Origin of the sequence: Amycolatopsis sp. NPDC048633, from assembly GCF_040650695.1 — a bacterium.
Lineage (GTDB): Bacteria > Actinomycetota > Actinomycetes > Mycobacteriales > Pseudonocardiaceae > Amycolatopsis.
In genome coordinates this window covers 30,323-56,413 of sequence record NZ_JBEZHS010000013.1, presented here as the reverse complement: position 1 = coordinate 56,413, position 26,091 = coordinate 30,323, and the positions used below count along the sequence as shown (strand labels likewise).

The 26,091-nt window shown below is 71.6% G+C and carries 25 protein-coding genes; 8 read left to right on the top strand and 17 right to left on the bottom strand.

All coding sequences use genetic code 11. The features are described 5' to 3' along the window. Positions 1-36 precede the first annotated feature (36 nt). A complete protein-coding gene (locus AB0C38_RS23455) occupies positions 37-564 on the bottom strand; it encodes a hypothetical protein (RefSeq protein WP_360676881.1) in 528 nt (175 codons plus the stop codon). A 219-nt stretch (positions 565-783) separates the two neighbouring features. Here AB0C38_RS23455 and AB0C38_RS23450 point away from each other — a divergent pair, with 219 nt between their 5' ends. After that, positions 784-3,687, top strand: coding sequence for a tetratricopeptide repeat protein (locus AB0C38_RS23450; protein ID WP_360676879.1), 2,904 nt, complete (start codon positions 784-786; stop codon positions 3,685-3,687). A 41-nt stretch (positions 3,688-3,728) separates the two neighbouring features. On the opposite strand, the gene AB0C38_RS23445 is transcribed toward AB0C38_RS23450, so the two are convergent. Both AB0C38_RS23445 and AB0C38_RS23440 read right to left on the bottom strand, forming a co-directional pair. Beyond that, positions 3,729-3,914 carry a hypothetical protein gene (locus AB0C38_RS23445; RefSeq protein WP_360676877.1) on the bottom strand — a complete coding sequence of 62 codons (186 nt, stop codon included), beginning with the start codon at positions 3,912-3,914 and terminating at the stop codon, positions 3,729-3,731. A 127-nt stretch (positions 3,915-4,041) separates the two neighbouring features. Continuing rightward, a complete protein-coding gene (locus tag AB0C38_RS23440; RefSeq protein WP_360676875.1) occupies positions 4,042-5,274 on the bottom strand; it encodes an MFS transporter in 1,233 nt (410 codons plus the stop codon). 83 nt (positions 5,275-5,357) lie between these two features. Here AB0C38_RS23440 and AB0C38_RS23435 point away from each other — a divergent pair, with 83 nt between their 5' ends. Then, a complete protein-coding gene (locus tag AB0C38_RS23435) occupies positions 5,358-6,206 on the top strand; it encodes a LysR family transcriptional regulator (RefSeq protein ID WP_360676873.1) in 849 nt (282 codons plus the stop codon). Here AB0C38_RS23435 and AB0C38_RS23430 read toward each other — a convergent pair. Together AB0C38_RS23430 and AB0C38_RS23425 are read right to left on the bottom strand one after the other, a co-directional pair. After that, positions 6,196-7,401 carry an amidohydrolase family protein gene (locus tag AB0C38_RS23430; RefSeq protein ID WP_360676871.1) on the bottom strand — a complete coding sequence of 402 codons (1,206 nt, stop codon included), beginning with the start codon at positions 7,399-7,401 and terminating at the stop codon, positions 6,196-6,198. The genes AB0C38_RS23435 and AB0C38_RS23430 overlap by 11 nt on opposite strands. Positions 7,402-7,415: 14 nt before the next feature. After that, the gene (locus tag AB0C38_RS23425; protein ID WP_360676869.1) at positions 7,416-7,931 is read right to left on the bottom strand and encodes a heme-binding protein; all 516 of its coding nucleotides are present in this window, start codon (positions 7,929-7,931) and stop codon (positions 7,416-7,418) included. Between the two features lie 157 nt (positions 7,932-8,088). On the opposite strand from AB0C38_RS23425, the gene AB0C38_RS23420 reads away from it, so the two are divergent. From AB0C38_RS23420 to AB0C38_RS23405, 4 genes are all read left to right on the top strand, one after another. Then, on the top strand, positions 8,089-9,186 hold the full coding sequence (locus tag AB0C38_RS23420) for a sensor histidine kinase (protein WP_360676867.1): 1,098 nt from the start codon (positions 8,089-8,091) through the stop codon (positions 9,184-9,186). A gap of 2 nt (positions 9,187-9,188) precedes the next feature. Next, entirely contained in the window at positions 9,189-9,869 is a 681-nt protein-coding gene (locus tag AB0C38_RS23415; protein WP_360677196.1) for a response regulator transcription factor, read from the top strand. Between the two features lie 78 nt (positions 9,870-9,947). Beyond that, positions 9,948-10,097: a hypothetical protein gene (locus AB0C38_RS23410; protein ID WP_360676865.1), complete on the top strand. Its 150-nt coding sequence runs from the start codon at positions 9,948-9,950 to the stop codon at positions 10,095-10,097. A gap of 103 nt (positions 10,098-10,200) precedes the next feature. Then, entirely contained in the window at positions 10,201-13,449 is a 3,249-nt protein-coding gene (locus tag AB0C38_RS23405) for a GH92 family glycosyl hydrolase (RefSeq protein ID WP_360676863.1), read from the top strand. Here the strand turns inward: AB0C38_RS23405 and AB0C38_RS23400 are convergent. From AB0C38_RS23400 to AB0C38_RS23380, 5 genes are all read right to left on the bottom strand, one after another. After that, positions 13,436-14,368, bottom strand: a complete 933-nt coding sequence (locus tag AB0C38_RS23400) for an RNA polymerase subunit sigma-70 (RefSeq protein ID WP_360676861.1) — start codon at positions 14,366-14,368, stop codon at positions 13,436-13,438. The genes AB0C38_RS23405 and AB0C38_RS23400 overlap by 14 nt on opposite strands. 43 nt (positions 14,369-14,411) lie before the next feature. Then, the gene (locus AB0C38_RS23395; protein WP_360676859.1) at positions 14,412-14,960 is read right to left on the bottom strand and encodes a DUF4231 domain-containing protein; all 549 of its coding nucleotides are present in this window, start codon (positions 14,958-14,960) and stop codon (positions 14,412-14,414) included. 39 nt (positions 14,961-14,999) lie between these two features. Continuing rightward, a complete protein-coding gene (locus AB0C38_RS23390; RefSeq protein WP_360677194.1) occupies positions 15,000-16,058 on the bottom strand; it encodes a glycosyltransferase in 1,059 nt (352 codons plus the stop codon). A gap of 120 nt (positions 16,059-16,178) precedes the next feature. After that, positions 16,179-17,660, bottom strand: a complete 1,482-nt coding sequence (locus AB0C38_RS23385) for a serine/threonine-protein kinase (protein ID WP_360676857.1) — start codon at positions 17,658-17,660, stop codon at positions 16,179-16,181. A gap of 137 nt (positions 17,661-17,797) precedes the next feature. Further along, the gene (locus AB0C38_RS23380; protein WP_360676855.1) at positions 17,798-18,598 is read right to left on the bottom strand and encodes an inositol monophosphatase family protein; all 801 of its coding nucleotides are present in this window, start codon (positions 18,596-18,598) and stop codon (positions 17,798-17,800) included. A gap of 29 nt (positions 18,599-18,627) precedes the next feature. Between AB0C38_RS23380 and AB0C38_RS23375 the strand changes: the two genes are divergently transcribed. Beyond that, positions 18,628-19,326: a creatininase family protein gene (locus AB0C38_RS23375; protein ID WP_360676853.1), complete on the top strand. Its 699-nt coding sequence runs from the start codon at positions 18,628-18,630 to the stop codon at positions 19,324-19,326. Here the strand turns inward: AB0C38_RS23375 and ribA are convergent. The 6 genes from ribA to AB0C38_RS23345 are packed head-to-tail and all read right to left on the bottom strand — an operon-like array spanning position 19,315 to position 24,258. Then, positions 19,315-19,965 (bottom strand): GTP cyclohydrolase II, encoded by a 651-nt coding sequence (gene ribA / locus AB0C38_RS23370; RefSeq protein ID WP_360676851.1) that lies wholly within the window; start codon positions 19,963-19,965, stop codon positions 19,315-19,317. The two genes, AB0C38_RS23375 and ribA, sit on opposite strands and share 12 nt — an antisense overlap. Then, complete coding sequence (locus tag AB0C38_RS23365; RefSeq protein WP_360676849.1) at positions 19,962-20,981, bottom strand: lysylphosphatidylglycerol synthase transmembrane domain-containing protein; 1,020 nt, start codon at positions 20,979-20,981, stop codon at positions 19,962-19,964. The genes ribA and AB0C38_RS23365 overlap by 4 nt, the downstream gene beginning before the upstream one ends. Then, the gene (locus AB0C38_RS23360; RefSeq protein ID WP_360676847.1) at positions 20,978-21,805 is read right to left on the bottom strand and encodes a class I SAM-dependent methyltransferase; all 828 of its coding nucleotides are present in this window, start codon (positions 21,803-21,805) and stop codon (positions 20,978-20,980) included. The genes AB0C38_RS23365 and AB0C38_RS23360 overlap by 4 nt, the downstream gene beginning before the upstream one ends. Further along, the gene (locus tag AB0C38_RS23355) at positions 21,802-22,869 is read right to left on the bottom strand and encodes a glycosyltransferase family 4 protein (protein ID WP_360676845.1); all 1,068 of its coding nucleotides are present in this window, start codon (positions 22,867-22,869) and stop codon (positions 21,802-21,804) included. The genes AB0C38_RS23360 and AB0C38_RS23355 overlap by 4 nt, the downstream gene beginning before the upstream one ends. Then, positions 22,866-23,264: a 6-carboxytetrahydropterin synthase gene (locus tag AB0C38_RS23350; RefSeq protein ID WP_284742883.1), complete on the bottom strand. Its 399-nt coding sequence runs from the start codon at positions 23,262-23,264 to the stop codon at positions 22,866-22,868. Before AB0C38_RS23350 ends, AB0C38_RS23355 begins: the two co-directional genes overlap by 4 nt. Before the next feature lie 31 nt (positions 23,265-23,295). Continuing rightward, complete coding sequence (locus tag AB0C38_RS23345; RefSeq protein ID WP_360676843.1) at positions 23,296-24,258, bottom strand: zinc-binding alcohol dehydrogenase; 963 nt, start codon at positions 24,256-24,258, stop codon at positions 23,296-23,298. A 78-nt stretch (positions 24,259-24,336) separates the two neighbouring features. Here AB0C38_RS23345 and AB0C38_RS23340 point away from each other — a divergent pair, with 78 nt between their 5' ends. Beyond that, positions 24,337-25,098, top strand: a complete 762-nt coding sequence (locus AB0C38_RS23340) for a CDP-alcohol phosphatidyltransferase family protein (protein WP_360676842.1) — start codon at positions 24,337-24,339, stop codon at positions 25,096-25,098. 12 nt (positions 25,099-25,110) lie between these two features. On the opposite strand, the gene ligD is transcribed toward AB0C38_RS23340, so the two are convergent. Beyond that, positions 25,111-26,070, bottom strand: coding sequence for a non-homologous end-joining DNA ligase (gene ligD, locus AB0C38_RS23335; RefSeq protein WP_360676840.1), 960 nt, complete (start codon positions 26,068-26,070; stop codon positions 25,111-25,113). Between the last annotated feature and the right edge of the window lie 21 nt (positions 26,071-26,091).

Here is a 26,091-nt window from a genome sequence, read left to right as displayed (position 1 = left end):
TTCTCCTTCAGTGCGTTTCCATGGTCAGCACCCCCTTCAGGACAGAGTGCGGCCGGGCGGTGGACCGGAAGTGGACAGAACGTGCATCACCGAGGCGATCAGCGCCGTCCCCAGGCGGACGCCGTCGCGGCTCAGGTACGTGCGGAACGTGCCGATGCGGCCCAGTGCCTCTTCGTCCGCGTCGCCGACTCCGAAGGCCACGACCCGTGGGCGGCGCACCCAAGCCGGATCGCACAGGGACGAGAACGCCGCCGGCCAGGTCACCGGGTCCGTCGGCTGGCCGTCGGACAGGAAGAACACCAGGGGCCGGTGGACCCGCACCCGGTGCGCATCCAAAAGTCGGAAGTCCTCCTCGATGGCCGAGCGCAGGCAGGTGAACACCGGCCCGAAGTTGGTGCCCGCGCACGGCCCCGGCGGAGGCAGCTCCGCGACCTCCCCCGCGAGGTAGAGCCCGTGCATCACCTTCGGCTCCTCCCCGAAGCCGATCACGCTGCACAGCACCCGGTCGGCGATCGACGCGTCCGCGTGCACCGCCCCGCGGAACTCGCGTAGTCCCTTGTTCAACTCCCCTATGTGGTCGGCCATCGAAAGCGATACGTCGCATGCCACGTAACACGGCAACACGTCGGACCCCATACCGGTTTCTCCTTCACCCCTGATACGACCGGCGGAGTCTGGCAACCCGGCGTGTATCGAACGTGCAAGAAATGCGGATTACCGAAACTCCAACGGCCGATTGCGCGACACCAATCGGGGACAGCAAGCTGACGCCGGGGAGGCCGCGTGGAGTTTCGGATGCTCGGCCCGCTGGAGGCGTGGCACAACGGCGCCCCGGTGCAGCTGGGTGACCAGCAGCAACGGTTCGTCCTCGTCGTGCTGCTCCTGAACGCGAACAAGCCGGTCTCGAGCCCCCGGCTCGCCGAGATCGTCTGGGCCGACCGCGAAGCCAAGCCCACCCTGATCCGCGGTTACATCAAGCGGCTGCGCGACGTCGGCGTCGGCATCGAGACGACCCCGACCGGCTACCTCCTGCGGCTCGGCGACGACCAGCTGGACACCATCCGGTTCGGCCGGCTGCGCGCCGAGGCCGGCCGGACCGACGACGCGCGTCGGAAGATCGAGCTGCTGCGGGAGGCCGTCGGCCTGTGGCGCGGGCGGTTCCTCGAGGACATCGACATCGACCGCGTCGGCGGGCCCGAGGTCGTACTCCCGGAGGAGAGCCTGCCCGACGCCGTCGGCGACCTCGCCGAACTGGAGCTGGACACCGGCGACCACCGCTCGGCGCGCGACCGGCTGCGCCCGTTCGTCCGGTCCGACCCGGCCGGCCAGAAGCACGCCGAACTCCTGATGCGCGCCCTGATCGCCGGCGGCGACCGGGTCGGCGCGCTGCGCGTCTTCAACAGCACCCGCGACGCCCTCGCCGAGCTGCGCATGGAACCGGGGCCGGTGCTGCGCAACCTCGCCGCGCGCGCCGAACACGGGGAACCGCCCAGCTCACTGCCGTCGCGGCCCGGTGGGTTCACCGGCCGCGCCACCGAAATCGCCACGATCGAGACGGCCGCCGCGAAGGGACGTCGTGCCGTCTGGGTGAGCGGCGCGCCGGGCGTCGGCAAGACCGGCCTGGCCGTCGAAGCGGCGCACCGCCTGCGTGACCGCTTCCCCGACGGCCAGCTCCTCGCCCGCCTGAACGGGTTCACCCCCGGCGTCTCCGAGACCAGCGTCGGCGACGCGCTCACCGAGCTGCTGGTCGAGCTCGGCGTGCCGGCCGAACAGATCCCGGCCACCGTGGGCCGGAAGGCCACGCTCTACCAGACGACGTTGTGGGGCACGCGCACGCTGGTCGTGCTGGACAACGCCGCGTCGCCGGAGCAGATCCGGCCGCTGCTGCCCGAGGCCGACGGCTGCCTCGCCGTCGTCACCAGCCGGCGGATGGGCGACGCGGACACCGGGGAGAACCTCCGGCTTTCGCCGTTGGCGCCGGAAGAAGCGGCCGAGCTGTTCCACGCGCTGACCGACCCGCCGCGGGTGCGCGGCCGGGCGGCCGAGGTGGCGCTGATCGTCAAGCGGTGCGGCTTCCTGCCGATGCCGGTCCGGGTGGCGGCCGCGCTCTTCCGGCGGCACGACCGGTGGCCGCTGGAGCACCTGCTGCACCTGCTCGAAGAGAACGGGCCGTGGGGCACGGACGACGCCGACGGCACCGCCGCCGTCCGCGTGTCCTACCAGCAGCTCGGCGCGGCGCAGCGCGCAATGTTCCGGCTGCTCGGCAGCCTTCCCGGGCCGGACGTCGACGTCGTGGGCGGCGCCGCGCTGGCCGGCTGTGACGTCGCCGAGGCCCGGCTGCTGCTCGACGACCTGCACGAAGTCAGCCTGCTGGAGGAGGCCGCGCCGGAGCGGTACCAGATGCTGGACCCGCTCAAGGAGTTCGCCGCCGCCGATCCGGCGCCCGGCCGCGCGCTGGTGCGGCTGCTCGACTTCTACCTCGTCACGCTGGCGGCCGCGGTCGGCGCCGCATACCCCTTCGACCGGGCGCAGCTGCCCGCCTCCGACCGGTCCTGCGCGGTGACTCCGGACTTCGCCGACGCCGGCGCGGGACTGCGGTGGATCGCCGCCGAGCGCGACAACCTCGTCGCCGCGATCCACTACGCCGCCCGGCACGACCTGCCCGAGCACACGTGGCGGCTGGCCGTGCTGCTGTGGCGGTACTTCAACACGACCAACCAGTTCGAGGACTGGATCGGCACCCTCGAGCTGGCGTGGAAGACCGTGTCCGCCACCCCGGGCAACGACTACGGCCAGGCGCACGTGCTGCTGCGGCTGGCCACCGCGCACGACCGGCGCGGGCAGCTCGCGGAGGCGCTGGAGCTGGCCGCCCAGGCGCTGCCGAAATGGCGTCGCCTCGGTGACACGCGGGGCGAAGCGGCGACGTTGTGCGCGCTCGCGATCCCGACGATGGAGCTGGGCAAGCACGAGCAGGCGATCGCCCACCTCGAAGTCGCGCTGGCGAAGTACGAGCAGAGCGAGGACCGGCGAGGCGAGGCCCACGCGCTGAGCATGCTCGGCTACCTCAACGAGCTGCACGGCAACCTCGACGTCGCGCTCGGCCAGCACTCGGCGGCCGCGCGGATGCTGCGCGAAATCGGTCACGTCCAGGGTGTGGCGCACGCGCTCAACAACCTCGGGTCCGTGCAGGAGAACCTGGGACTGCTTCCGGAGGCGCTGACCAGTTACACGGAGGCGCACGCGCACGCCGCCGAGATCGGGGACCACTGCGTCGAGGCTTACGCGCTGAACAACATCGGCAACGTGCACCGGCAACAGGGCCGGTACCCCCAGGCCGTGCGCTACCACGACAAGGCTCGTGAGGTGGCGGCGAACGTACCGGATGCCGACCTGCGCACCCAGCTCTACCTCGACCGCGGCGCGACCGCGCTCGCCCAAGGCGCGCGGCGGGACGCTTTGACGGCGTGCAAAGCAGCTTTGGACCTGGCTGACGGCAGCGGAAACCGCGCCTACCGGGCCCGCGCTCATCGCGGTGTCGCCGAAACGCTGCACGCGATGGGCGAGCACTCCGGGGCGGTGACGCACTGGGACGCCGCCGAAGCCGAATTCGACGCGCTCGATTTACCGGAAGCCGGTGAAGTGCGTGACGAACGGGCTTCCTGGGAATGCGCCTGCGCGTCGCGATGACGCATTCCGGGCCGGCCGGGGCACGGCCGGCCCGGCGCACATCAACCGTGCCAGGGGTTGCCGTCGGTGCCCGCGGGCGGCGGGCTGGTGGTCGTGACCGGCGGCGGCGGGGTACCACCGTCACCGTCGGCGAACGCCGTGGTGGAACCGATCAGCGGCGCCGCCGCGACGATGCAGAGCGCGAGCACGGGCCCACCAAATTTGGCCAGCTTCTTGGGCATGGACATGACGAATCCTCCAAGGGAATGGTGGTTTTTCAGGGATTCCGGAGGATTTCCGGGCCCTGCAACCAGGATTCGTCACGCGGGATCGGACAACAAGGCGTTTCCTGTTGCCTGAGCGAATAGGAAACAGTCAACTCTTGGGAAACAGAAATGCGCCGGCGAGCAGCACCACGCCGGCCACGACGAGCGCGGTGGACGTCGTCGTCGCGCTCAGCAGGGCACCCAGGATCGCGACGCCGAGGACGGCGCCCGTCTGGCGGGATGCGTTCAATGCTCCGCCCGCGATGCCCGCCAGCTCGGGTGGGGCTGAGCCGACCACCGACGTCAGCAGTGAGGGGATTGCCAAGGACACTCCGAAACCCAGCAGTGCCAACGCCACCACCGACAACGCCGGTGCCGACGACAACGCCTGGAGGAGCGTTCCCGATGCCATCAGCACGAAGCCCGATACCGCCGGGATGCGCGGGCCGATGCGGGCCACCAAACGGCCCGTGAAGATCGGGTTGAACGCCGTCGGGATCGTCAGTGGCAGGAAGGCCAGGCCCGTAGATGACGGCGAATAACCTCGCGTCTCCTGGAAGTACAGCGACAGCACGAACAACACGCCCGACAAGCCGAAGTTCACGATCGCGCCCGCCAGGAGGCCGCGGGACAGCAGGCGTCGCGGGAGCATTGCGTCCGGGCGACGCTGCGACACGACGAACACCGCGGCCGCGACCACAGACACCAGCAGGAGCCAAAAAGCACTCTCGACCAGCGCGTACGTCAATGTCGACAAAGCGACTACCGCCGAGATCTGGCCGACCAGATCGACCCGGCCCGGCTTGGGCGGCGTCGCCGGGGCCGAGCGGGACAGTGCCAGGGCCACCGCCGCCACCGGAACGTTCACCAAGAAGATCGCGCGCCAGCCGAAGGTCTGCGTCAGGAGGCCGCCCAGGAGCGGGCCGGCCACCAGGCCCGTTCCGCTCACCGCCGCCCACACCCCCATCGCCTTCGCGCGGGCGGCCGCCGACGGGTAGGCCGTCGCGATCAGGGATAGCGATGACGGCACCAGCAGCGCGCCCGCCACTCCGAGCAGTGCGCGGAACGTGATCAGCACAGCCGGGGAGAACGCGAAAGCCGACAACAAGGACAACACCGCGAACGAAGTCAGCCCCGCGAAGAACACCCGGCGGGCGCCGAAGCGGTCCGACCAGGCGCCGGCCGTCAAGAGGAAGGCCGCGAACGTCAGCGTGTAGCCGTTCGAAATCCATTGCTGGTCGGACAAAGAAGAGGAAAGGGACGGGAGCGCGACAGTCACGATCGTCGTGTCCAGCATGACCAGGAAGTAGCCCAGCGAGAGGCCGGTGAGGAGTCTTGCCACACCGGCAACTCTGGACGCTCCGTGACATCGACGGAAGCAGGGAGTTACGATGGCAGGTATCGGGAACGCCGATGGGGGCCTTCATGGAACTGCGTCACCTGCGCACCTTCCGCGTCGTCGCGCGGACGCTCAACTTCACCCATGCCGCCGCCGAGCTGCACTACGCGCAGTCCAGTGTCACCGAACAGATCCAGGCCCTGGAAGCCGAACTCGGGTCGCAGCTCTTCGACCGCGCCACCCGGAAGCTCACCGCCGCCGGGGAACGGCTCGTCGGCTACGCGGATCAGGTGCTCGAACTCGTCGAGGAAGCCAAGGCCGCCGTCGACGAAGAACGCGGCGAACCCGAGGGCGAACTCACCATCGGCGCCCTCGAAACCCTGTGCACCCACTGGGTTCCGCCGATCCTCGGCGCTTACCGGACGCGGTGGCCGCGCGTGCGGATGTCCTTGCAAGAAGGGGGCCGCGGCGAGCTGTACCGCGGCGTCCGGGAGTCCGAAATGGACGTTTGCTTCACCTTCGGCACGCCGCCGGACGATCCCGCGTTCGCCAGCCGGACACTGAAAGCCGAGCCGCTCGTCGTCATCGCGCCGCCCGGGCATCCGTTGGCGCACAAGGAAGAAATCCGGACTGACGACCTCCGCGGCGTCGGGTTCCTCGCCACCCCCAAGGGCTGCGGCTTCCGCGAGATGCTGGACCGGATCGACGGACCCGTCGTCGACACCGAGGTCGGCAGCCTCGCCGCCCTCGGGCGGTGCGTGGCCGCCGGGATGGGGTGCGGGATCGTGCCCGCGATGGTCGACCACCCCGGCGCGGTCGCCGTCCCCCTCGCCGGGCAGACGACCGAGGTCACCATGACCTGGCGGCGGCGCGACGAGCACAAGCCGAGCGTCGCCGCGCTGCTCGCCACCGCCAGGGGAGACGTCAGGGTTTGAGCACCGCGAGCCCGTCGGCCACCACGACACCGTCGTGCAGGACAGTGCGGTCGCGGCCGCGGTCCATCACCGCGCTCGTCGGCGTTTCGCCGTCCACCAGGACCAGGTCCGCGCGGTCGCCCACGGCCAGGCCCGGCCGGTCGTCGAGCCCGGCCAGCCGGGGGACGTCGTGGCTCATGATCGACGCGCCGCCCATCGTCGCGACCGCCAGCGCGAGCTCCACGTGCGAGTCACGGCGGAACCCGCGGGTGAAGGCCAGCTGCCACGTCCGGTCCAGCAGGTCGCAGTTGCCGTACGGGCTCCAGTAATCGCGCTGCCCGTCCTCGCCCAGACCGATCCGGACGCCGGCGGAAACCAGGTCCAACAAGGACAACTGACCGGCGGCGGACGGCGCCACCGTGGTCATCGCGATGTCCAGCTCGGCGAAGTCGTCGATCACCCGGCGGCTCACCGACTCGGAGATCGAGCCCAGGTCGTACGCGTGGGACATCGTCACCTTGCCCCGCATGTCCAGCGCGCGGACGCGCTCGAGCACCAGGTCCGTGGAGAACAGGCCGAGGTGCCCCGGCTCGTGCAGGTGGATGTCGATCTCCGCCTGGTGCTTCTCCGCCAGGCCGAACACCGCGTCCAGGTGCCCCTTGGGGTCCTTGTCCAGCGTGCACGGATCGATGCCGCCGATCACCGTCGCGCCGGAGCGCATCGCCGCGTCGAGGACGTCCAGTGTGCCCGGTTCCCGCAGGATGCCGGCCTGGGCGAACGCCATGACATGCACCTCGGCCTGCGCCGCGAACTTCTCGCGCGCGGCCAGCACGGCGTCGAGCTTCTCCAGCCCGCAGTCGACGTCGACCTGCGCGTAGCTGCGGACTCGCGTGGTGCCGTGGGCGATCATCCGCTCGAGGGTCCCCGCGACCCGCGAAGGCAGCGGGACCTCGGCCGTGCGCCAGTTCTCCCGGTCGTTCGTCATCATCGCCACCACCCCGGGACCGCCCGTGTGCGGCCGGAACGGCAGCCCGATCCGCGTTGAATCGAGGTGCACGTGGACGTCGCTGAAGGCCGGGAACAGCAGCCGGCCACGGCCCTCGACCGTGGCAACCGAGGCAGCCGGATCGTGCGGGCGGACCGCCGCGATCCGGTCGCCGGCCAGCTCGACGTCGCTGCGCTCGCCGCCCCAGGGGCGGACGTCTCGGATCACCACAGGAGCCACGGTAGTCACTTGCCGAGCGCTTCCACGCCGGCCTGCGCGAACGACTCGTCCTGCGCACCGGACGGCGCGCCGGCGACCCCGACCGCGGCGATCGGGGCGGTCCCCGCGGTCACCGGGACCGCGCCGGCCAGGAACAGGGTGCCGTCGATGTCCTTCAACGTCGGGGCCTGCTGCAGGCGGCCGACCAGCTCGGACGTCTTCGCGTTCCAGGACACCGCCGTGAACGCCTTCTGCTGGGCCGAGCTGTAGGACTGCGGGCCCGCGCCGTCGCCGCGCAGGGTCAGCATCGTGTTCCCGTCGCGGTCCACGACGGCGACCGACACGCGCTGGCCGGCCTTGCCGGCGGCGTCCAGCGCGGCCTGGGCGGCCTTCTGCGCGGCGGCGATCGACAGGTGCGACGTCTGGATGACGCCCCTGGGCGGGGCCGGGGCCGCGGTGGCCGACACGGCGCCGACGGTCGTGGCGCCGACAGCGGCGAGGCCGGCGACGGCGGCGGCGATCCGGGTACGGGTCGAGATCATGGTGTGCTCCTCGGGTTCGGAAGTGCGATGACTCCAGCTTCAGCCCGCCGCGAGGTCGATCCGGTCGTCGTCCCGGCTGACAACCTGGTCATCCGATCGGCTGATGCGCGGCCGTTCAGCCGGGCTGACGCTGGTGTCGGACCGGAAGGGAGCGAGCATGGAGACCATGACGGCCGATTCCGACGCGCGGTGGCTCGCCGCGGTCATGCACTCGGCGTTCGTCCTGCTGGTGCTCGCTTCGGCGGTCCGGTTCCTGACGCGGCACGACGGCAACCCGCTGCAACCCTGGGTGATCGTGTTCACCGCGGCGCTCGTCCTCGCGTACGGCGTGGGCCTGGTCTTCCGGCCGGGCAACCTGCTCTGGCTGACCGTCGTCCTGGCGCTCTGGATCGTCCTGGTGGTGCTCGCCCCCAGCTTCGCCTGGTCGGCCATCCCCCTGCTGGTCATCGGCCTGCGGACGCTGCCGACCGGGCAGGCTCTCGCCCTGGTCGGCGTGATCACGGCGCTGGTGGTCGTCTCGCAGAACCGGCTGGCCGACGGCTTCGACCCGAACCTCACCATCGTGCCGATCGCGATCGCGGCGGTCACGGCCGCGGTCATCACCTTCATGCGGCGGCAAGCCGAACGGCTGCGGGAGTCCGAGCGCCGCGCGGGCGTGCTGGCCGAGCGGCACCGCGTGTCCCGGGAGCTCCACGACGCCCTCGCGCAGGGCCTGTCCAGCCAGGCGATGCTGCTGCAGGCCGCCGACCAGGCCTGGGAGCAGCCCGAACTGGCCCGCGAACACCTCCGCGCCGCGCAGCGCGTCGGCGCCGGGAACCTGTCGGAGGCACGCCGGCTCGTGCAGGACCTCGCCCCCGCCGACCTTGCCGACGCGACGCTCGAAGAGGCGTTGCGCGCCGTGGCCGGCCGGGCCGGGCTACCGGTCGACGTCCGCATCGACGGCGACGAGCGGCCGCTGCCGGAGCGCGTCCAGTCCGCTGTGGTCCGGATCGCCCAGGGCGCGCTGGCCAACGCTCGTGAGCACGCCGAGGCGGGCAACGTCGTGCTCACGCTCACCTACCTTGACGACCAGGTCGTGCTGGACGTCGCCGACGACGGGCGAGGCTTTCTCGAATCGGCTCCCGAGGGCGAACGCGGTCACGGGCTACCCGCCATGCGGGTCCGCGCCCAGCAGCTCGGTGGCAGGCTGACCGTGGAGTCCGCCCCTGGCCAAGGCACCGTGATTTCGGCCGCGATCCCCCTGGAGGCCTTGTGAGCATCGGTGACAACCAGGGCTCCGCCCTGGGCCGGGGGCTCCGCCACCCGGAACCCCCGAAGAGCATTCGCGTCTTGGTTTGTGACGACCACGCCGTCGTCCGCGCCGGACTGCACGCCCTCCTGTCCGGCGCGGACGGCATCGAGGTCGTCGCCGAGGCGGCGACCGGGGAGGAAGCTGTCGCGACCGCCACCGCCGTGCACCCGGACGTCGTCCTGATGGACATCCAGCTCGGCGCCGGCATCGACGGGATCGAAGCCACCCGACGGATCCGGAGCACCCCCAGCGCGCCCCGGATCCTCGTCCTGACGACCTACGACACCGACGCGGACATCAGCCGCGCGATCGCCGCCGGTGCCACCGGCTACCTGCTGAAAGCCGGCTCCGCCACCGAGCTGTACGCGGCGATCGAGGCCGCCGCGGACGGGCGCACCGCGGTGTCCCCGCCGGTCGCCGACCGGATGATGGCGCAGCTGCGCGCCCCGCGGCCCACGCTGACCGGCCGCGAACGCGACATCCTCCGCCAGCTCGCCCAGGGGCTGGGCAACAAGGAGATCGCCCGCGCGCTGTTCATCAGCGAAGCGACGGTCAAGACCCACCTGAGCCGGATCTACGCGAAGCTCGAGGTGGACACCCGGGCCGGCGCGGTCGCGGTGGCCAAGGAGCAGCGGCTGCTCGACTAGACATTGTCCAATGTGGACATATGTTCGTCCGAGAGCTCCGAGGTGAACGCCGGTGCGATCGACTCGTAGCGCTCTTACGTGCGCGGGCCGATCAGGGGGATCACTCCCTTCGTCCCGCACCTCGATCGGGACGCGAAAGACGTCGTCCGGCAGGCGTGGGAACGCGACGTCAAGGTGGTCGACCTCGCCGACAACGCTGCCCGGTTACTGCGCGAAGCGGCCGGTTGAGGTCTTCTCAAACGCCCATCGAGGTGGAAAGCTGCTCACCGAACCGAGGGCCTGACCGAAGGTCCGCTTTTGACAACGTTGTCATCTCCTGGGAGGTGCGCCCATGTGGTCGCAGAGCAGACGGTTGGCCGCCGCGGTGGCCGCGGGGGTGGTGGTCGTCGGCCTGGCGCCCGCCGCGGCGCAGGCCGCGCCGGCCCCAGCGGATCCGGTGAGCCTGGTCAACCCCTTCGTCGGCACGCAGAACTTCGGCAACACGTTCCCCGGCGCGAGCGCACCCTTCGGAATGGTGCAGGTCAGCCCGGACACCGGCGGCCAGGGCGGCTACGACTACCTGCAGAACGCGATCTACGGCTTCAGCCAGACGCACCTGTCCGGCGTCGGCTGCGGCGTGATGGGCGAGCTGCCGATCATGCCGACCACCGGCGCTGTCGACAACGTTGACAAAGACGCCTACAAGTCCGAGTACAGCCACGACGACGAGCACGCCGAGCCGGGCTACTACCGCGTCGGCCTCAAGAAGTACGACATCAACGCCGAGCTGACGGCGACGGCGCGCACCGGCTGGCAGCGCTACGCGTTCCCCTCGACCGGCCAGGCGAACGTCCTGTTCAACACCGGCCAGGCCAACCAGTCCGTCAAGGACTCCGAGATCCACGTCGTCGGCGACCGGACGCTCGAAGGCCGCGTCCGCGCCGGCGGGTTCTGCGCCGGGCACGACGAGCACACCGTCTACTTCACGGCCACCTTCGACCGGCCGTTCAGCTCCTACGGCACCTGGCGCGGCTCGACGCGCACCGACGGCAGCCGCGACGCCGCGGGCACCGGCGGCAACGGCGCCTGGGCGAGCTTCGACGCGAGCACCGACCGCGACGTCGTGCTCAAGGTCGGCCTGTCCTACACCGGGCTCGACGGCGCGCGGAAGAACCTCACCGCCGAGACGAACGACAGCTACGACTTCGACGCCACCCGCGCCGCGCTGCACCAGCAGTGGGCCGACCGGCTCGGCGCCGTGAAGATCGCCGGCGGCACGACCGAGCGGCAGACGGCGTTCTACACCGCTCTCTACCACTCGCAGTTGCACCCGAACCTGGCCGGCGACACCGACGGCGCGTACACCGGCTTCGACGCCAAGGTGCACACGGCGAGCGGTTACACGCCGTACCAGAACTTCTCGCTCTGGGACACCTACCGGCCGCAGAACCAGCTGCTCGAAATGCTCGAACCGCAGGTCGCGCGAGACGTCGCGTTGTCGGTCGTCGCCATCGGCCGGGACGGCGGGTGGCTGCCACGCTGGGCGTTGGCCGAGAGTGAAACGAACATCATGACCGGCGACCCGGTGACGCCGTTCCTCGTCGAAGCGTGGTCGAAGGGGCTGCTCGCCGAGCACGAAGAAGAGGCGTACGCGCTGCTCAAGAAGAACGCGACGAGCACGCCGCCCGCCGATTCGCCGTACAACGGACGTTCCGGCGTCAACTACTACAACGACCGCGGGTACATCCCGAGCGGACTGGAGCTCGGCAAGGACTGCGCGGCCAAGGGCGGCGACAACGACTGCGAGCACCCCGCGTCCGCGACGATGGAGTACTCGGCGGCCGACGCGGCACTCGCGATGATGGCGAAGGGGTTGAACCACCAGGCCGACGCGCGGATGTTCGCCGATCGCGGCCAGCGGTACAAGAACCTCTGGGACTCCTCGACGCAGCAGTTCCGGCCGCGCACCACCGAGGGCACCTTCCTCACGCCGTACAACCCGGTCGACGCCGACCACCAGTTCCACGAAGGCGGCGCCTACCAGTACCAGTGGCTCGTGCCGCAGGACCCGGCCGGGCTCGTCTCGCTGATGGGCGGCAAGCCCGCGACGCAGAAGCGGCTCGACTCCTTCTTCGCCTACGACAAGCTGCTCACCGACCCGGCGGGGACCGCGCGCAACGACTGGATCGCCAGCCCGTACGACTACTACGGCAAGCCGACGTACAACCCGAACAACGAGCCCGACCTGCTCGCGCCGTACATGTACAACTGGGTCGGCGCGCCGGCGAAGACCGCGACCGTCGTCCGCGCGGCGATGACGCTGTTCACCACCGGCCCGGACGGCATGACCGGCAACGACGACCTCGGCACGATGTCAGCCTGGTACGTCTTCTCCTCGCTCGGGCTGTACCCGACGATGAGCGGCGCGAACTTCCTCGCGCTGTCGAGCCCGCAGTTCGAGTCGGCGACCGTCCGGATCGGACAGTACGGCCGTTCGCAGGGCGGCACGCTGACCGTGAACGCGCCGGGGGCGAGCGACACCAACCGGTACGTCCAGAGCGTGTCGCTCAACGGCCGGGACGTCCGGCAGACGTCCCTGGACTGGTCCGCGATCGCGCACGGCGGGACGCTTTCGCACAAACTCGGGTCGAAGCCCTCTTCGTGGGGCACCTCGGCCGCCGCGGAGCCGCCGTCGGTGAACAACGCTGTCGGTGACCTGCGGCGGCACGTCGACGCGTCGCTGCGGCAGACGTCCGTCGTGATTCCGGCGGGCGCGGCGCAGCAGGTGCACCTCGACCTGAACGTCGTCGCGCAGAACCCGCTGCTGCAGCCGGTGACGATCTCCGCGACCGCGCCGGCCGGGTGGAAGACCAAGGTCCAGCCGGTCGACCTGATCTGGTCCGGACGGCTGCCGGTGCAGAAGACCGTGCCGATCACGGTGACCGTGCCTGCTGGGACTGCCGCCGGGACGTACCCGGTGCAGGTCAAGGTGGCCGGGCTGGGCGCGAACACGGTGACCCGGTCGGTGTCGATCGAGGTGCGGACGCCGTCGGCGTGCGTTTCGTCCGGGACGCAGTGCGCGGTCGACCTCGGCCGCGACTACAACCACGACGGCACGGCGACGGTCGCGGCGTCGACGGAGGGCAACTTCGACGGCGGCGGCTGGAGCTACGACGCTTCGCTGCTGCCGGCCGCCGGGCCGGTGACCTGGGACGGCGTCACGTACGCGGCACCGGACGCTTCGGGGACCGCGGCGAACTTCGTCGAGGCGCGAGGGCAGTCGCTGCTGCTCCCGGCGGGTGCGCACGGTTCGCTGAGGCTCGTCGGGTCGTCGCACAACGGACCGGTGACAACGACGCTGACGGCGCACTACACGGACGGCACGAGCGCCGACCTCGCCGCAACGTTCGGCGACTGGGCCGGCTCGGGTTCGCCGATCGTGCTCGACATGCCGCACCGCATCAAGGCGGGCAGCGGCGTCGACGGTCCTTCGGTGCGGTTGTTCGGAGTCTCGGCCGCGCTGGACGGCGGTAAGACGCTGCAGTCGGTGAGCCTGCCGAACGACCCGCGGGTCGAGATCTACGCGCTCACCCTGGCGTGATGGTCCGGTTCGCCGGGTCCGTCCCGGCGAACCGCTCCACCAGGTCAGGGAAGCCGAACACCGTGATCCGCGCGATGCCGCCCTTGCCGGGGGTCAGCACCGCCAGGCCGAACGGCTCGCCGCGGAAGTGGGTCACCGCCGCGGGCTGGCCGTTCGCTCGGGTCGGCGTCATGGACCACTCGCCCGGCTCGCCCATTACGTGTCGCAGGAATGCGACACAAGTCCGCTTTCCGGCGAACCACGTCCGCGACGGGACCGGCTCGATCACCGCGTCGTCGCGCAGGACGCTCTCGAGCGCCGCCAAGTCCGAGTTCATGAACGCGCTCATGTAGCGGTCGAGGAGTTCGCGCTGCTCGGGCTCGGTGACGAGGTCGGCCTCCGGAGCGTCGTGGAGGGTCGCGCGGGCGCGCTGGAGGGTGCTCTTCACCGCCGCGACGCTCGTGCCCAGCATCTCCGCGACCTCGGCCGCCGGGAGGGCCAGCACCTCCCGCAGGATCAGCACCGCGCGTTGCCGCGGTGGCAGCAGCTGCAGCCCGGCGATCAACGCGAGCCGGACGCCGTCGCGGGCCACGGCGATCGCCGCCGGGTCGTCCTCGTCGGACGTGACCAGGGCGTCCGGGATCGGCCGCGGCCACAGGTCGGCGGGGTCGGCCTGGACCGGCGGGGCGTCCGGATCGGTCGCGGGCGCGCCGAGCCCGGACGGCAGCGGCCGCCGTCCCCGTTGCTCCAGGGCGGTGAGGCAGGCGTTCGTCGCGATCCGGTAGAGCCAGGAGCGAAGGGACGCGCGGCCTTCGAAGCGGTCGTACGCCCGCCACGCGCGCAGGTACGTCTCCTGGACGACGTCCTCGGCCTCGTCGGGCGTGCCGAGCATGCGGTAGCAGTGGGCCAGCAGCTCACGCCGGTAGGCCTCGAAATCCATGGTCACCCTCTTGCTGACCGGCGAAAGCGGCGAAAGGAATCGGTCAGGACGGCCGGACTTCCGGTTGCGGCGCCCGGTCGTGTTTCCGGAACTCGACCCACCGGCGGCTGACGTCGGCCCACAGCTCCTGTTGCTCGGAGTAGAAGCGATCGAGCTCGTCCCGCCGCAGCTCCGCGGCAGGGGTGGTGACCAGGTAGTAGTCCATGTCGTCCCGCAGCCGATTCATGCGGTACTGCGTTTCCTCCATGAGCAGCCAGCGCGAGCGCCAGGTGAAGAAGGTTTCCAGCCCGGCCAGCAGCGTGACCGCCGCGACCAGCGGCAGGGCGATCGACGCCCTCGCCGGAATCTCCGGGATGCCGAGCACGACGGTCGACAACGCGGTGAGCACCAGCGTGGCAACCCGCACCCGCGAAGCGGGCCTCTTGAACCGCTTCTTCCGGGAGTCGATCCAGTCGATGTCCGCGGAGACCAGATCGCGAAAACCGAGGAAGGCATCCCGGAGCGAGAGATCGGGCTGCCGCCCGACCAGCTCCAGGTAGCCTCGCTCGGACGTGAGTTCGGTCTGCGACGAGGTCCGGCGTCGGGGCCACATCGGGCCAGGTTGGCGGAGTCCCGCCCCCCGCGGCAAGCGTCAGGCGACGATGCGGGGCTCGGAAGCCAGCCTCGACAGCGCGTGCGTGAGCCGGCGCGCCGCGACCGCCCACTCCTCCAGCGCACTACCCCGGCCCAGCGCCGCCGTCCTCAACGACCGGCGCAACTCCGGGTCCGCATACCAGCGGTGCAGCGCGTCAGCCAGGGAAAACGGGTTGTTCGGCTCGACCAGCAGCCCCGGCATCTCGCCGTCCGCGTCGACGCCCAGTGCTTCGTAGACCCCGCCGACCTCGGTGGCCAGTACCGGGATGCCGCGGGCCAGCGCCTGCGCCACGAACATGCCGGACGTCGCCGCGCGGGCCGGGATGACCAGCAGATCCGTCGCGTTGTACGCGGCTCCCAGGTCGACCGCGTCGCCCGCGAGCGTGATGCGGCCGCCGAGGCCGAGGCGCTCGATCGACCAGCCGAGCTCGTCGACGTACCCCGGGTCCACGTCCAGCGAGCCCGTCATGACGCAGGACAGCGCCAAGTGGTCGACCTCGCCGAGGGCCTGGACCAGCAGGTCCTGGCCGTTGCGGCGGGTCACGTCGCCGACGCACAGCAGTCGGGAGACGCCGTCGGCTCCCGCCGCGAGCGGGGCCGCGTCGGTGCCGGGCTTGGCGACGTAGACGCGGCCGGGGTCCAGGTCGTGGCGGTCGATCAGCAGCCGGGCCAGCCACGGGCTGGTCGCGACGACCATGCCGGCCATCCGCAGCGTCTCGCGCTCACACGCGTCCAGCTCCGCCGCGTGCGCCGGGTCGAGGCCCGGCTCGTCGGCGAGGGCCTGGTGGACCAGCACCGCCAGCCGCAGCCGACGCGAGTGCGGGACGACGATCTCGGGTACGCCCGAGGCGATCACGCCGTCGAGCAGCACCACCGTCCGGTCCGGCAGCGCGGCCAGGGATCTGGCCAGGCGACGGCGAGCCGTCGCGTCGGGCTCCGGCCAGTCGCCGGCGACCGGCAGCTCCAGCACCGGCTGGCCGACGGCGGGCAGGTTCTGGCACATCCGCTTGTCGTACGTGTCACTTCCCGGCGGCGCGGCCGGGAGGATGAACACCATCGGGTCGGCGGGCCTCATCGCGAGCGCCGGAGCAGGGCGGCGGAAAGGGACACGGCTACCTCCAGCGCGGTCGACGACGGTGACGCCTCATCTGTCACACGCGGCTGGTGGCGAGTCGGTTCAGCTCTGTGTGTCGATCATCCAGACGCCGCCCACCTGGACCATCGTGAAGGTGTCGTTTTCGGCGTTCCCGCCGTCGTAGGTGACGTGCGCCGTGACCTTGTTCGGCCCGGCCTCCTTGACGTTGCTCACCTGCACCGCCTTGTACCGCGACCAGAAGCTCCGGTACGTCTCGTACGTCTGGCCGCGCGACGACTTGAAGTGGTCGGTCAGGAGCGTCCACGCCTTCGCCGGGTTGCCCGGCAACAGCCCGTAGTAGCCCTCGACCGCCTGGGCTGCGGTCGTCGTGGCCGACACCGGCGAAACCGGCGGCGAGCTGGGCGGCGCCGAGGTCGCCGGGGTCGTCGAGGGCGCCGGGGTAGGTGACGCCGAGGGTGAAGGTGTCACGGACGCCGAGGCCGACGTCTGGGGCGCGGCCGGCGGGGCGGCGTTGTCCTGCGGCGCCTTCTGCCGCACGACCAGCAGGATCGCGACGACGACCGCGACGCACAGCAGCGCCGCGCCCGCCCCGACGGCGATCATGCCCTTGCGCGCGCCCGGTGACACGGTGGCGACCTCACCGGGCGGCGGGACGGCGACCGTGGCCGGCATGGTCGGCACGGCCGCCACCGCGGCGGCCTCGGCATCCGGCAGCGTCGCCGCGAGGACCGACTCACCCGGCTCCGCGTCCGGCAGCAACGCCCGCAGCTCCCGCTCGACCTCGTCCATCGACGGCCGCTCGGCCGGGTCGCTCGCGAGCATCCGCAGCAGCAGCGGGGTCAGCCGCTCCGCCTTGGTGGGCGGTTCGATCTCTCCGCTGGACGCCTTGTAGAGCAAGGCGATCGGGTTGTCCGCCTTGCCGTACGGCGGCTGGCCCTCGACGGCGGCGTACAGCGTGGCGCCGAGCGAGAAGACGTCGGCGGCGAAGTCCGCGTCCTCGCCGCGGGCCACCTCGGGCGCCAGGTACGCGGGCGTGCCGGCGATCTCCCCGGTGGCCGTCAGCTTGACGTCACCGATCGCGCGGGAGATGCCGAAGTCGGTGATCTTCGCCGTGCCGTCGTCGGAGACCAGGATGTTCGCCGGCTTCACGTCGCGGTGCACGATCCCGGCGCGGTGCGCGCCGGCCAGCGCCGAGCTGATCTGCGCGCCGATGCGGATGGCGTCGTCGACCGAGGTCGGTTCCTCACCGATCAGGACGGCGAAGCTCTTCGACGCCAGGTACTCCATGACCAGCCACGGCCGGTCCTCTTCTTCGAGGACGGCGAACACGGTGATCGCGTGGGAATGCTGCAACCGGGCGGCGATCCGCGCCTCGCGCATCGCGCGGTTCTTCGCTTCCTCGGTGCGGGTCTCGTCGTGGTCGTGCGGCAGCAGGAGTTCCTTGATCGCCACCGTGCGGTCGAGCCGTTCGTCCTGCGCGCGCCACACCGTGCCCATCGCGCCGCCGCCGATCGGCTCGATCAGCCGGTACCGATCGCGGATCCGGCGACTTTCCACGAGCATCCACCATTCTCCGTACGTGCTGACGAGATCCGGCCAGCATGCCAGGATCATCCGCCGGCCGGTACCAACGTAACCGAAAACCTCGGACGGGCAGCGCAATCGCGCGCTGTGGCGCTGCCCACCGGGTACCCGGAATCCTAACGAACAACCCCGTGGGCCCGATCAAGTGCGTCCAGAATCTCTTTGCGCAGCCCGGCACCGACGGCGATCGTCGACGACGAACCGACCGTGTGCTCGCTGCCGTCGCGGTCCAGGACGGCCCCGCCCGCCTCGCGCACGAGCAGCACACCGGCCATGGTGTCCCACGGGTTGTTGGACAGGATCAGTGCGGCGTCGAGCTTTCCGTCCGCCACCCACGCGAGGTCGATCGCCGCGGTGCCGAGCATCCGGATCTTCTGCGCCCGCGCGCCGAGGTCCGACAGCAGCCGCAGGCGCGTCTCGTTCTTCTCCTCGGCGAGCCGGCCGATCGCGAAGTCGCCGACGGCGATCATGGCGTCCGACATCTCCGTTGCGGCAGATGCGCTGACGCGCTCTCCGTTCGCGAAGGTGCCTTCGCCGCGCGCGGCGGTGTACGTGACGCCCAGGTACGGCAAGGCGATCGCCGCGACCGTGCTGTGCTCGCCGTCGACCAGCGCCAGGGAAATCCCGCAGAGCGGAATCCCGCGGGCGAAGTTCGCGGTGCCGTCGATCGGGTCGAGGGCCCACCAGCGGCCGCCGCCGTCGCCGCTGCGGCCACGCTCCTCGCCGAGGACGCCGATCTCCGGCGTCTCGGCCGTGAGGAACTCCCGCAGCGCGTCCTCGACCGCCGTGTCGACGTCGGTCACCAGGTCGCGATCACCTTTCGCCGAAACGGAAAAAGTCGGGCGCGACCGGACGATCTCCGTCGCCTTCGCCACGGCTTCGCGCGCGACGTCGAGTAGTGCGGCATGCTCGCTCATGACTTCCAACCTAGTGAAGGGACGTGCTCATGACCGACCTCTTCCCGCTCGCCACCAGTGTCGACGAGCAGCAGCGGGGCGCGGAGGTCGCGGTGCTGCCGATCGGCAGCTTCGAGCAGCACGGCGCGCACCTGCCCCTGGCGACCGACACGATCATCGCGGCGACCCTCGCTCGCGCGATCGCCGACGCTCACCCCGTACTCCATCTGCCACCGATCACGATCTCCTGCTCCCACGAGCACGCGGCGTGGGCCGGTACGGTGAGCATCTCGGCCCGCACGCTCCACGCCGTGGTCACCGACGTCGCCGCCTCGCTGAGCGCGTCCGGCGTCGGCCGGCTGGTGCTGGTCAACGGGCACGGCGGCAACTACGTACTGTCCAATGTGGTCCAGGAAGCCGCCGGCGCGATGGCGCTGTTCCCCGGCGTCGCGGACTGGCAGGCGGCGCACACGGCGGCCGGCCTGCGCACGTCGCTGGACGACGACATGCACGCCGGCGAGCTGGAGACGTCGGTCCTCCTGCACGCGCACCCGCACCTGGTGCGGCCCGGCCACGAGACGGCCGACCACGTCACCGACCGGGACCACCTGCTGACGCTGGGCCTGCGGGCGTACACGGAGTCGGGGGTGGTCGGCCAGCCTTCGCTGGCGAGCGCCGCGAAGGGGCACGTCGTGCTGGACACGCTGGTCCAGCGCTTCGCCGGCGTTCTCGAGGTCTTAGGCGCCTGAGAACGCCTGTCCCAGGTGCGGGAGCAGGTGGTCCATCCGCTCGGCCTTCGTCCGGAGGTACCGCAGGCTCTCCGGATTCGGCGGAACCAGCAGTGGAACCTGTTCGCTGATCCGGATTCCGTAGCGGGTGAGCTGTTCGACCTTCTGCGGGTTGTTCGACAGCAGCCGCACCGACCGGACCCCCAGGTCCTGCAGGATGGCGGCCGCCGCGTGGTAGTCGCGGGCGTCGACCGGCAGGCCGAGCGCCACGTTCGCGTCGACCGTGTCGAGGCCCTCGTCCTGCAGCCGCATCGCCTTGAGCTTCGCGAGCAGGCCGATGCCGCGGCCCTCGTGGCCCTGGACGTAGACCAGCACGCCGGAGCCCTCTTCGACGATCCGATCGAGGGCCGCCGCCAGCTGTTCGCCGCACTCGCAGTGCGTCGAGGCGAAGACGTCGCCGGTGAGGCATTCGCTGTGCACGCGGGTCAGGGTCCCCAGCTCGGCGATCTCGCCGTAGACCAGCGCGACCTGCTCGGTGCCGCTGCGGTCGAGGTAGCCGACCGCGCGGAAGAGGCCGTGCCGGGTCGGCAGCCGGGTCTCGACCACCCGCTCGACCACGGGCCGGTGCGGCAGGTCTCCGACGACTTCGCTTGCGGTCATGATCTGATCCCCATCTCCGATTCGATCCCGGTGCCCGCCGCCGTGCGCGGAGCGGACCGGACACCGGTGTGCGGAGCGCGGGTCACGCGGAACCCGGCGACGCTCCGGACGAGCAGGACACCGGCGCCGGGCAGGCTCGCGACCAGCGTGAGCACGCCGTAGACGACGGCGACGGTGACACCTTGGGCGGCTCCCAGACCGGCCGCGCCGAAGAGCAGGGCGCAGACGCCCTCGCGCGGGCCGAAGCCGCCGACGTTGAGCGGGAGGCCCATCGCGAGCAGCGCGAGGACCATCAGCGGCACGAGCTGCCCGACCGGCGCGTCGACCCCGGCGACGCGGGCGGCGACGACGAACAGCGCCAGGTGCCCGGCCAGCGTCGCGACCGACAGGAAGCCCACGCCGGGCCAGGTCTCGCGGGTGAACAGGCCGAGCCGCAGGTCGGCGAGGGTGACGGCGAAGCCGCGCCGCACCTTCGACGGGCTGTGGATCCAGCGTCCGCCGAACCGCCGGCCGGCGACGAGCCCGGCGACGGCGGCCAGCACGACGACCACTCCCGTGATCGTCACGACCTCGCGGAACGCGCCGGGCACGACGTCCGGTGACACCAGCACGACGGTGACCGCGGACGCGATCAGCACGAGCTGGCCGGCGGTGCGCTCCAGGACGACGGCGCGCACGCCGCGCGGCACGTCGCCGGAGTCGCGGCCGTGCTGCACCGCGCGGTGGACGTCGCCGAGGACGCCCGCGGGCAGCACGCCGTTGAGGAACAGCGCGCGGTAGTAGTCGGCGACCGCGGTGCGCAGGGAAAGCCGCAGGCCGAGCCGAGTGGCGACGATCTGCCAGCGGCCCGCGCTGAACAGCGTCGTCGCGAAGCCGATGACCAGGGCGGCGAGCACGCCGGGCGCGCTGATCCGGCCGAGGCCGTCGAGGAACGCGTCGCTGCCGAGCTGCCAGACGAGGACGCCGAGGATGGCGAAGGCGCCGAGGATCCGCAGCCAGGCCAGTGCGCGCTTCACGCCGCCACCTCCCGGCTCGGCGGCAGGACCAGCAGGTCGCCGTGGTGGATCACCGCGTGCAGCTCGCCGGCCTGGGCCATCTCGATCCGCCGCTGCAGGTAGACGTCGGCGGCCGGGCGCAGCTCGGGCAGCTGCTCGACGGCGGCGCCGACCCACCCCTCCAGCCACTGCCGCTGCAGTTCGGCCTGATCGGGTCCGAGCCGCCAGGCGCTCTCGGCGCGGACGACCGAGGCGCCGAGCCGGCCGAACGCGGTCGCGGCGACGTCCACCGCGGTGGGGCCGAGGAGCCGCCGGCCGCCGGTGAGCCGGCGCTGGTGGGCGTTGAACGAAGAGGAGAGGCTGGAGTCGAGCGGGTCGGCGGGCGAGAGCTCCACCCGGCCGGTGACCGAGAGCATCAGCAGCGCCGCGCAGCCCGCTTCGACGATGGCCGTGGCGAGCGCCGCGACCTCGTCCTTGGTCAGCAGGTCGAGCAGCGCGGACGCGGTGACCAGCGACGTCCCGGCGAGGTCGGCGGCGCGCAGCGCGGTGACGTCCCGCTGCTCGGCGACGACGTCGACGGGGCTGCCGTCCAGCGCGGTGGCCGGCAGCGAGGCGCGGGCGTGGGTGAGCAGCTCGGCGTCCTCGTCGTGCAGGATCCAGCGCTGCGTGCCGGGCAGGCGCGCGGCCAGCCAGCGGCCGAGCGAGCCGGTGCCGCAGCCGAGGTCGCGGATGACCAGGTCGCCTTCCGGCAGGTTCTCGCGCAGCGTGTCGACGAGTTCGGTGGCGCGGGCCGCGGCGTCGGCGGGTTCCCGCAGGTACAGCCAGTCCGGCGCGAACGCGGTCATGCCGCCGCCTCCTGCCGCTGCAGGACTTCGGCGATCCGGCGGGCGGTGTCGTCCCAGCCGGTCAGGGCTTCGCGGCGCAGCTGGGCCGAGGCGCGCAGCCGCGTCCGCAGGTCGGACTCGGTGAGCCAGCGGCGCAGGGCGGCGCCGAGCGCTTCGACGTCGTCGCCGGGCACGAGCATCCCCGGGACCGAGCCGTCCGGCGCGACGCCGACGGTGTCGGGCAGCGCGTCGACGTCGGTGGTCAGCACCGGCACGCCGCGGGCGAGGGCCTCGGTGACGACCATGCCGAAGGTCTCGGCGCGCGAGGGCAGCACGAGGAGGTCGGCGGAGTGGTAGGTCGCGGCCAGCGCCGCACCCGTGCGGGGGCCGGTGAGCGTGAAGCGGGCGCCGAGCCGGTGCTCGCGCAGCCGCTCGACGTACTTCGTCTCGCGCCGGATCCCGCCGACGCACTCGCAGGTCCAGCGCAGGTCGGCGACGGTTTCCAGGGCCTGGGCGAGCACGCCCTGGCCCTTGCGCGGGGTCACGTTGGCCACGCAGACCAGGCGGGACATGCCGTCGGTGCCGATGGCGGGCGGCGCCGGGTCGACGCCGGGCGGCACGGCGTGCACGCGGTGCGGGGCGAGACCGTGGTGGCTCACCAGCCGGCGCGCGGCCCACTCGCTGGTCGCGACGACCGAGCTCGCGGCCCGCAGCGTCTCGCGCTCGAGCGCGTCGAGCTCGGCGGCCAGCGCGGGCGGCAGGCCGGTCTCGTCGGCCAGCGGCAGGTGCACGAGCACCGAGAGCGACAGCCGGCGCGCCTGCGGGACGATCACCTCGGGCACGCCGCACGCGACCAGGCCGTCGAGCAGTACCGCGGACCCGGTGGGCAGCGCGGAGAGGAGGTGGCCCAGGACCGCGCGGGCCTCGGTGTCCGGGCGCGGCCAGGTGCCGGAGACGGCGATCTCGTGGACGTCGAGGCCGGTCTCGGCGAGCCGATCGCACATCCGGCGGTCGTAGGTGTTGCCGCCGGAGGGGACGGACGCGTCGTCGACGTCCCCGGGCAGCACGACGTAAAGGCTGTTCACAGCGCACGCTCGTAACTCGCCCAGGCGACGTGCGATTCCTTCAGCGAGACGGCGATGCCTTCGAGGCCACGCGCGCCTTCGCCGAGACGTCCGGCGTGGACGGCGTCGGCGAGGCGGTCGGCGATGACCTTCGCGAGGTACTCGGTGGAGGTGTTGATGCCCTTGAACACCGGCTCGTCGTCGAGGTTGCGGTAGTTCAGGTCGCTCAGCACCGCCCCGAGCTCTTCCGTGGCCTTGCCGATGTCGACGACGATGTTGTCCTCGTCGAGGTCGGTCCGGCGGAAGGTGGCATCCACCACGAAGGTCGCGCCGTGCAGGCGTTGCGCGGGTCCGAAGACTTCTCCGCGGAAGCTGTGGGCGACCATCACGTGGTCACGGACGGTGATGCTGAACACCAAGACCTCCGATGCGTTCGGGTGGACGTGGTCACTGCGGCTGATACATGACACGGAGGCAGAGGGCGGAAAGTTCATTCGCGGAGAGCCGGGGTAGCACGGACGGAAGATCTTCAAACATGCACTCGCCGCTGACCAGCGCTTCGAAGGCCGGATCGGCCAGCAGCTCGAGGGCGAGGCCGAGCCGCTGGGCGTAGTCGCGGTCGGGCCGCGCGACCGTCCCGACCTGGCTGCTGCGGATCGTGAGCCGTCGCGAATGGAAGTTTTCGCCGAGCGGCACGCTCACCCGGCGGTCGCCGTACCAGGACAGCTCGACGACCTCGCCTTCCGGCGCGAGGAGCTCGAGGGCTTTCGCGAGTCCTTGTTCGGACGCGCTGGCGTGCACGACGAGGTCGCAGTCGGGGTTTGCTTCCTCGGGAGTCGAGAAGTCGACGCCGAGGGCTTTCGCGATGTCGGCCTTGCCGGGATCGACGTCGATCAGCTGAACCCGAGTGGCCGGGAAACCCTGGAGCAGTTTCGCGACGCTGCAGCCGACCATGCCGGCGCCGATCACCGCGATCCGGTCGCCGAGCTTCGGCTTCGCGTCCCAGACGGCGTTGACCGCGGTCTCGACGGTGCCGGCGAGGATCGCGCGGCCGGGCGGGACGTCGTCCGGCACCGGCGTCACGGCGCTCGCGGGGACGACGTACGCGGTCTGGTGCGGGTAGAGGCAGAAGACGGTCCGGCCGTTGAGGTCGGCCGGGCCCTGCTCGACGACGCCGACGTTGAGGTAGCCGTACTTGACCGGGCCGGGGAACTCGCCCTCCTGGAACGGCGCGCGCATGACGTCGTGCTGGCTCGCCGGGACACCGCCGCGGAAGACCAGGGTTTCGGTGCCGCGGGAGACGCCGGAGAAGAGCGTGCGGACGAGGACTTCGCCGTGTTCCGGCTCACGAAGTGTCACAGACCGGAGCGCGCCCTCGTCGGGGCTTTGAACCCAGAAAGCCTGTTCCACGTGTTCTCCTCTGCAGGCGACCGGAGGCTGGTGTCGCCGCCACCCTATGAGCACCCGTGCCGATTCGCGGAGTAAACGATGATCAAGAACGGACTCTTCCTACGCTCGGCGGTCCCGGCGTGGGCACTCGCCGCAGGGGCCGGTTTCCTTTCCCCGATCGCCTGGACGACCGGGGCTGTGTACGGCCTCGCGCTGGTGCTGCTGACGGGCTGGGGCCTGCGGCAGAGCGGCCGCGGGAAGTTCGGCCCGGCGGACTGGATCACGTTCGCCCGGGCGGTGCTGGTGGGCTGCGCGGCCGAGCTGATCGCCGACGGCGGCCACCCGCTCTGGCTGCTGGTCGGGCTGGTCGCGGTGGCACTGGCCATGGACGGTTTCGACGGCCAGGTCGCCCGCCGCACGGGCACGGCGTCCGAGTTCGGCGCGCGGTTCGACATGGAGGTCGACGCGTTCCTGATCCTGCTGCTGTGCATCCAGGTGTCCCGCACGCTGGGGCTGTGGGTGCTGGCGATCGGCCTGATGCGGTACGCGTTCGTGGCGGCTTCGTGGGCACTGCCCTGGTTGACGGCGCCGCTGTACCCGAGCATGGCCCGCAAGACCGTGGCCGCGGTGCAGGGCGTGGTGCTGGTGGTGGCCGTTTCCGGGCTGCTGCCGTGGACGGTTTCGTTCGGTTTCGTGGTGGCCGCGCTGGCGTCGCTGGTGTGGTCGTTCGGCCGCGACACGGTGTGGCTGGCCCGCCACCGCGTGGCGACGTCGGAGCCGGGCCGGATCGTGGAGATCACCCGCGCGACGCTGCGGCGCCCGCACGGCACGGTCTTGCGCGGCCACAACCAGGCGGCTTAGCCCCGGCCCAAGCTAGCTGGACTCGCGAGCCGCCCGGGCTCGGCGTTTGCCCTCGTGCATCGCCACCACCCGGGCGATCGGGATCGTGTGCCCCTCCGCCACCAGGTCCGCCGGCAGCACGAACGGCGAGGGCATCTCCTCGGTCCACGCGTCGGCGCCGTCGCCCAGCAGACCGGGTGCCGTGTGCACCGTGAAGTCGCCCGGCTTGACGCCGTCCAGGTCGGCCCAGCGGACCGGGAACGACACCGGCGCGCCCGGGCGGTGGCGGGGGCTGTACACCGACACCACCGTCGCGCCGCCCGCCCGGGTCGAATCCAGGAACACCTTGCCCTCGCGGCGGTCCTTGACGAACTCCGTCGTCCCCAGCGACGGGTCGATGCGCTCGGCGCGGGCCGCGACCGCCCGCGTCGCCGCCGCGATGTCCTCCGTCGACTGGCCCGGCGCCAGCGGCACGAAGACGTGGACGCCCTTGGAGCCGCTCGTCTTCACCGCGCCGTCGAGCCCGTCCGCGCGCAGCGCTTCGCGAACCAGCTTCGCGGCCCCGATGGCCAAGGTGAACGGCCCGTCGGCGGGCGGGTCGAGGTCGAGGATCAGATGGGTCGGGCCTTGCGACGGGTCGCCGCGGTAGAGCGACGTGTGGAACTCGATCGCCCGCTGGTTGCCGAACCAGATCAGCGTGCGGAGGTCGTTGCACAGCGCGTACGAGACGTCCCGCTTGGACGTCTCGGCCCACACCGAGACCCGCTCGACCCACTCCGGGGTGTACTTCGGCAGGTTCTTCTGCATGAACGGGCCCTGCCCGCGCAGCACCCGCAGCACCGTCAGCAGCCGGTCGCGCAGCTCCGGGAGCATCCGGTCGGCGACGGCTTCGAGGTAGTCCAGCCACTCCCGCTTGGTCACCCCGGCTTCGGGGAAGACCTCCTGGTCGAGACTGCTCAGCTTGACGCCGTGCCGTACCTCGTCGCTGCTCATCGGCCCACCTTCGCGCCCGCG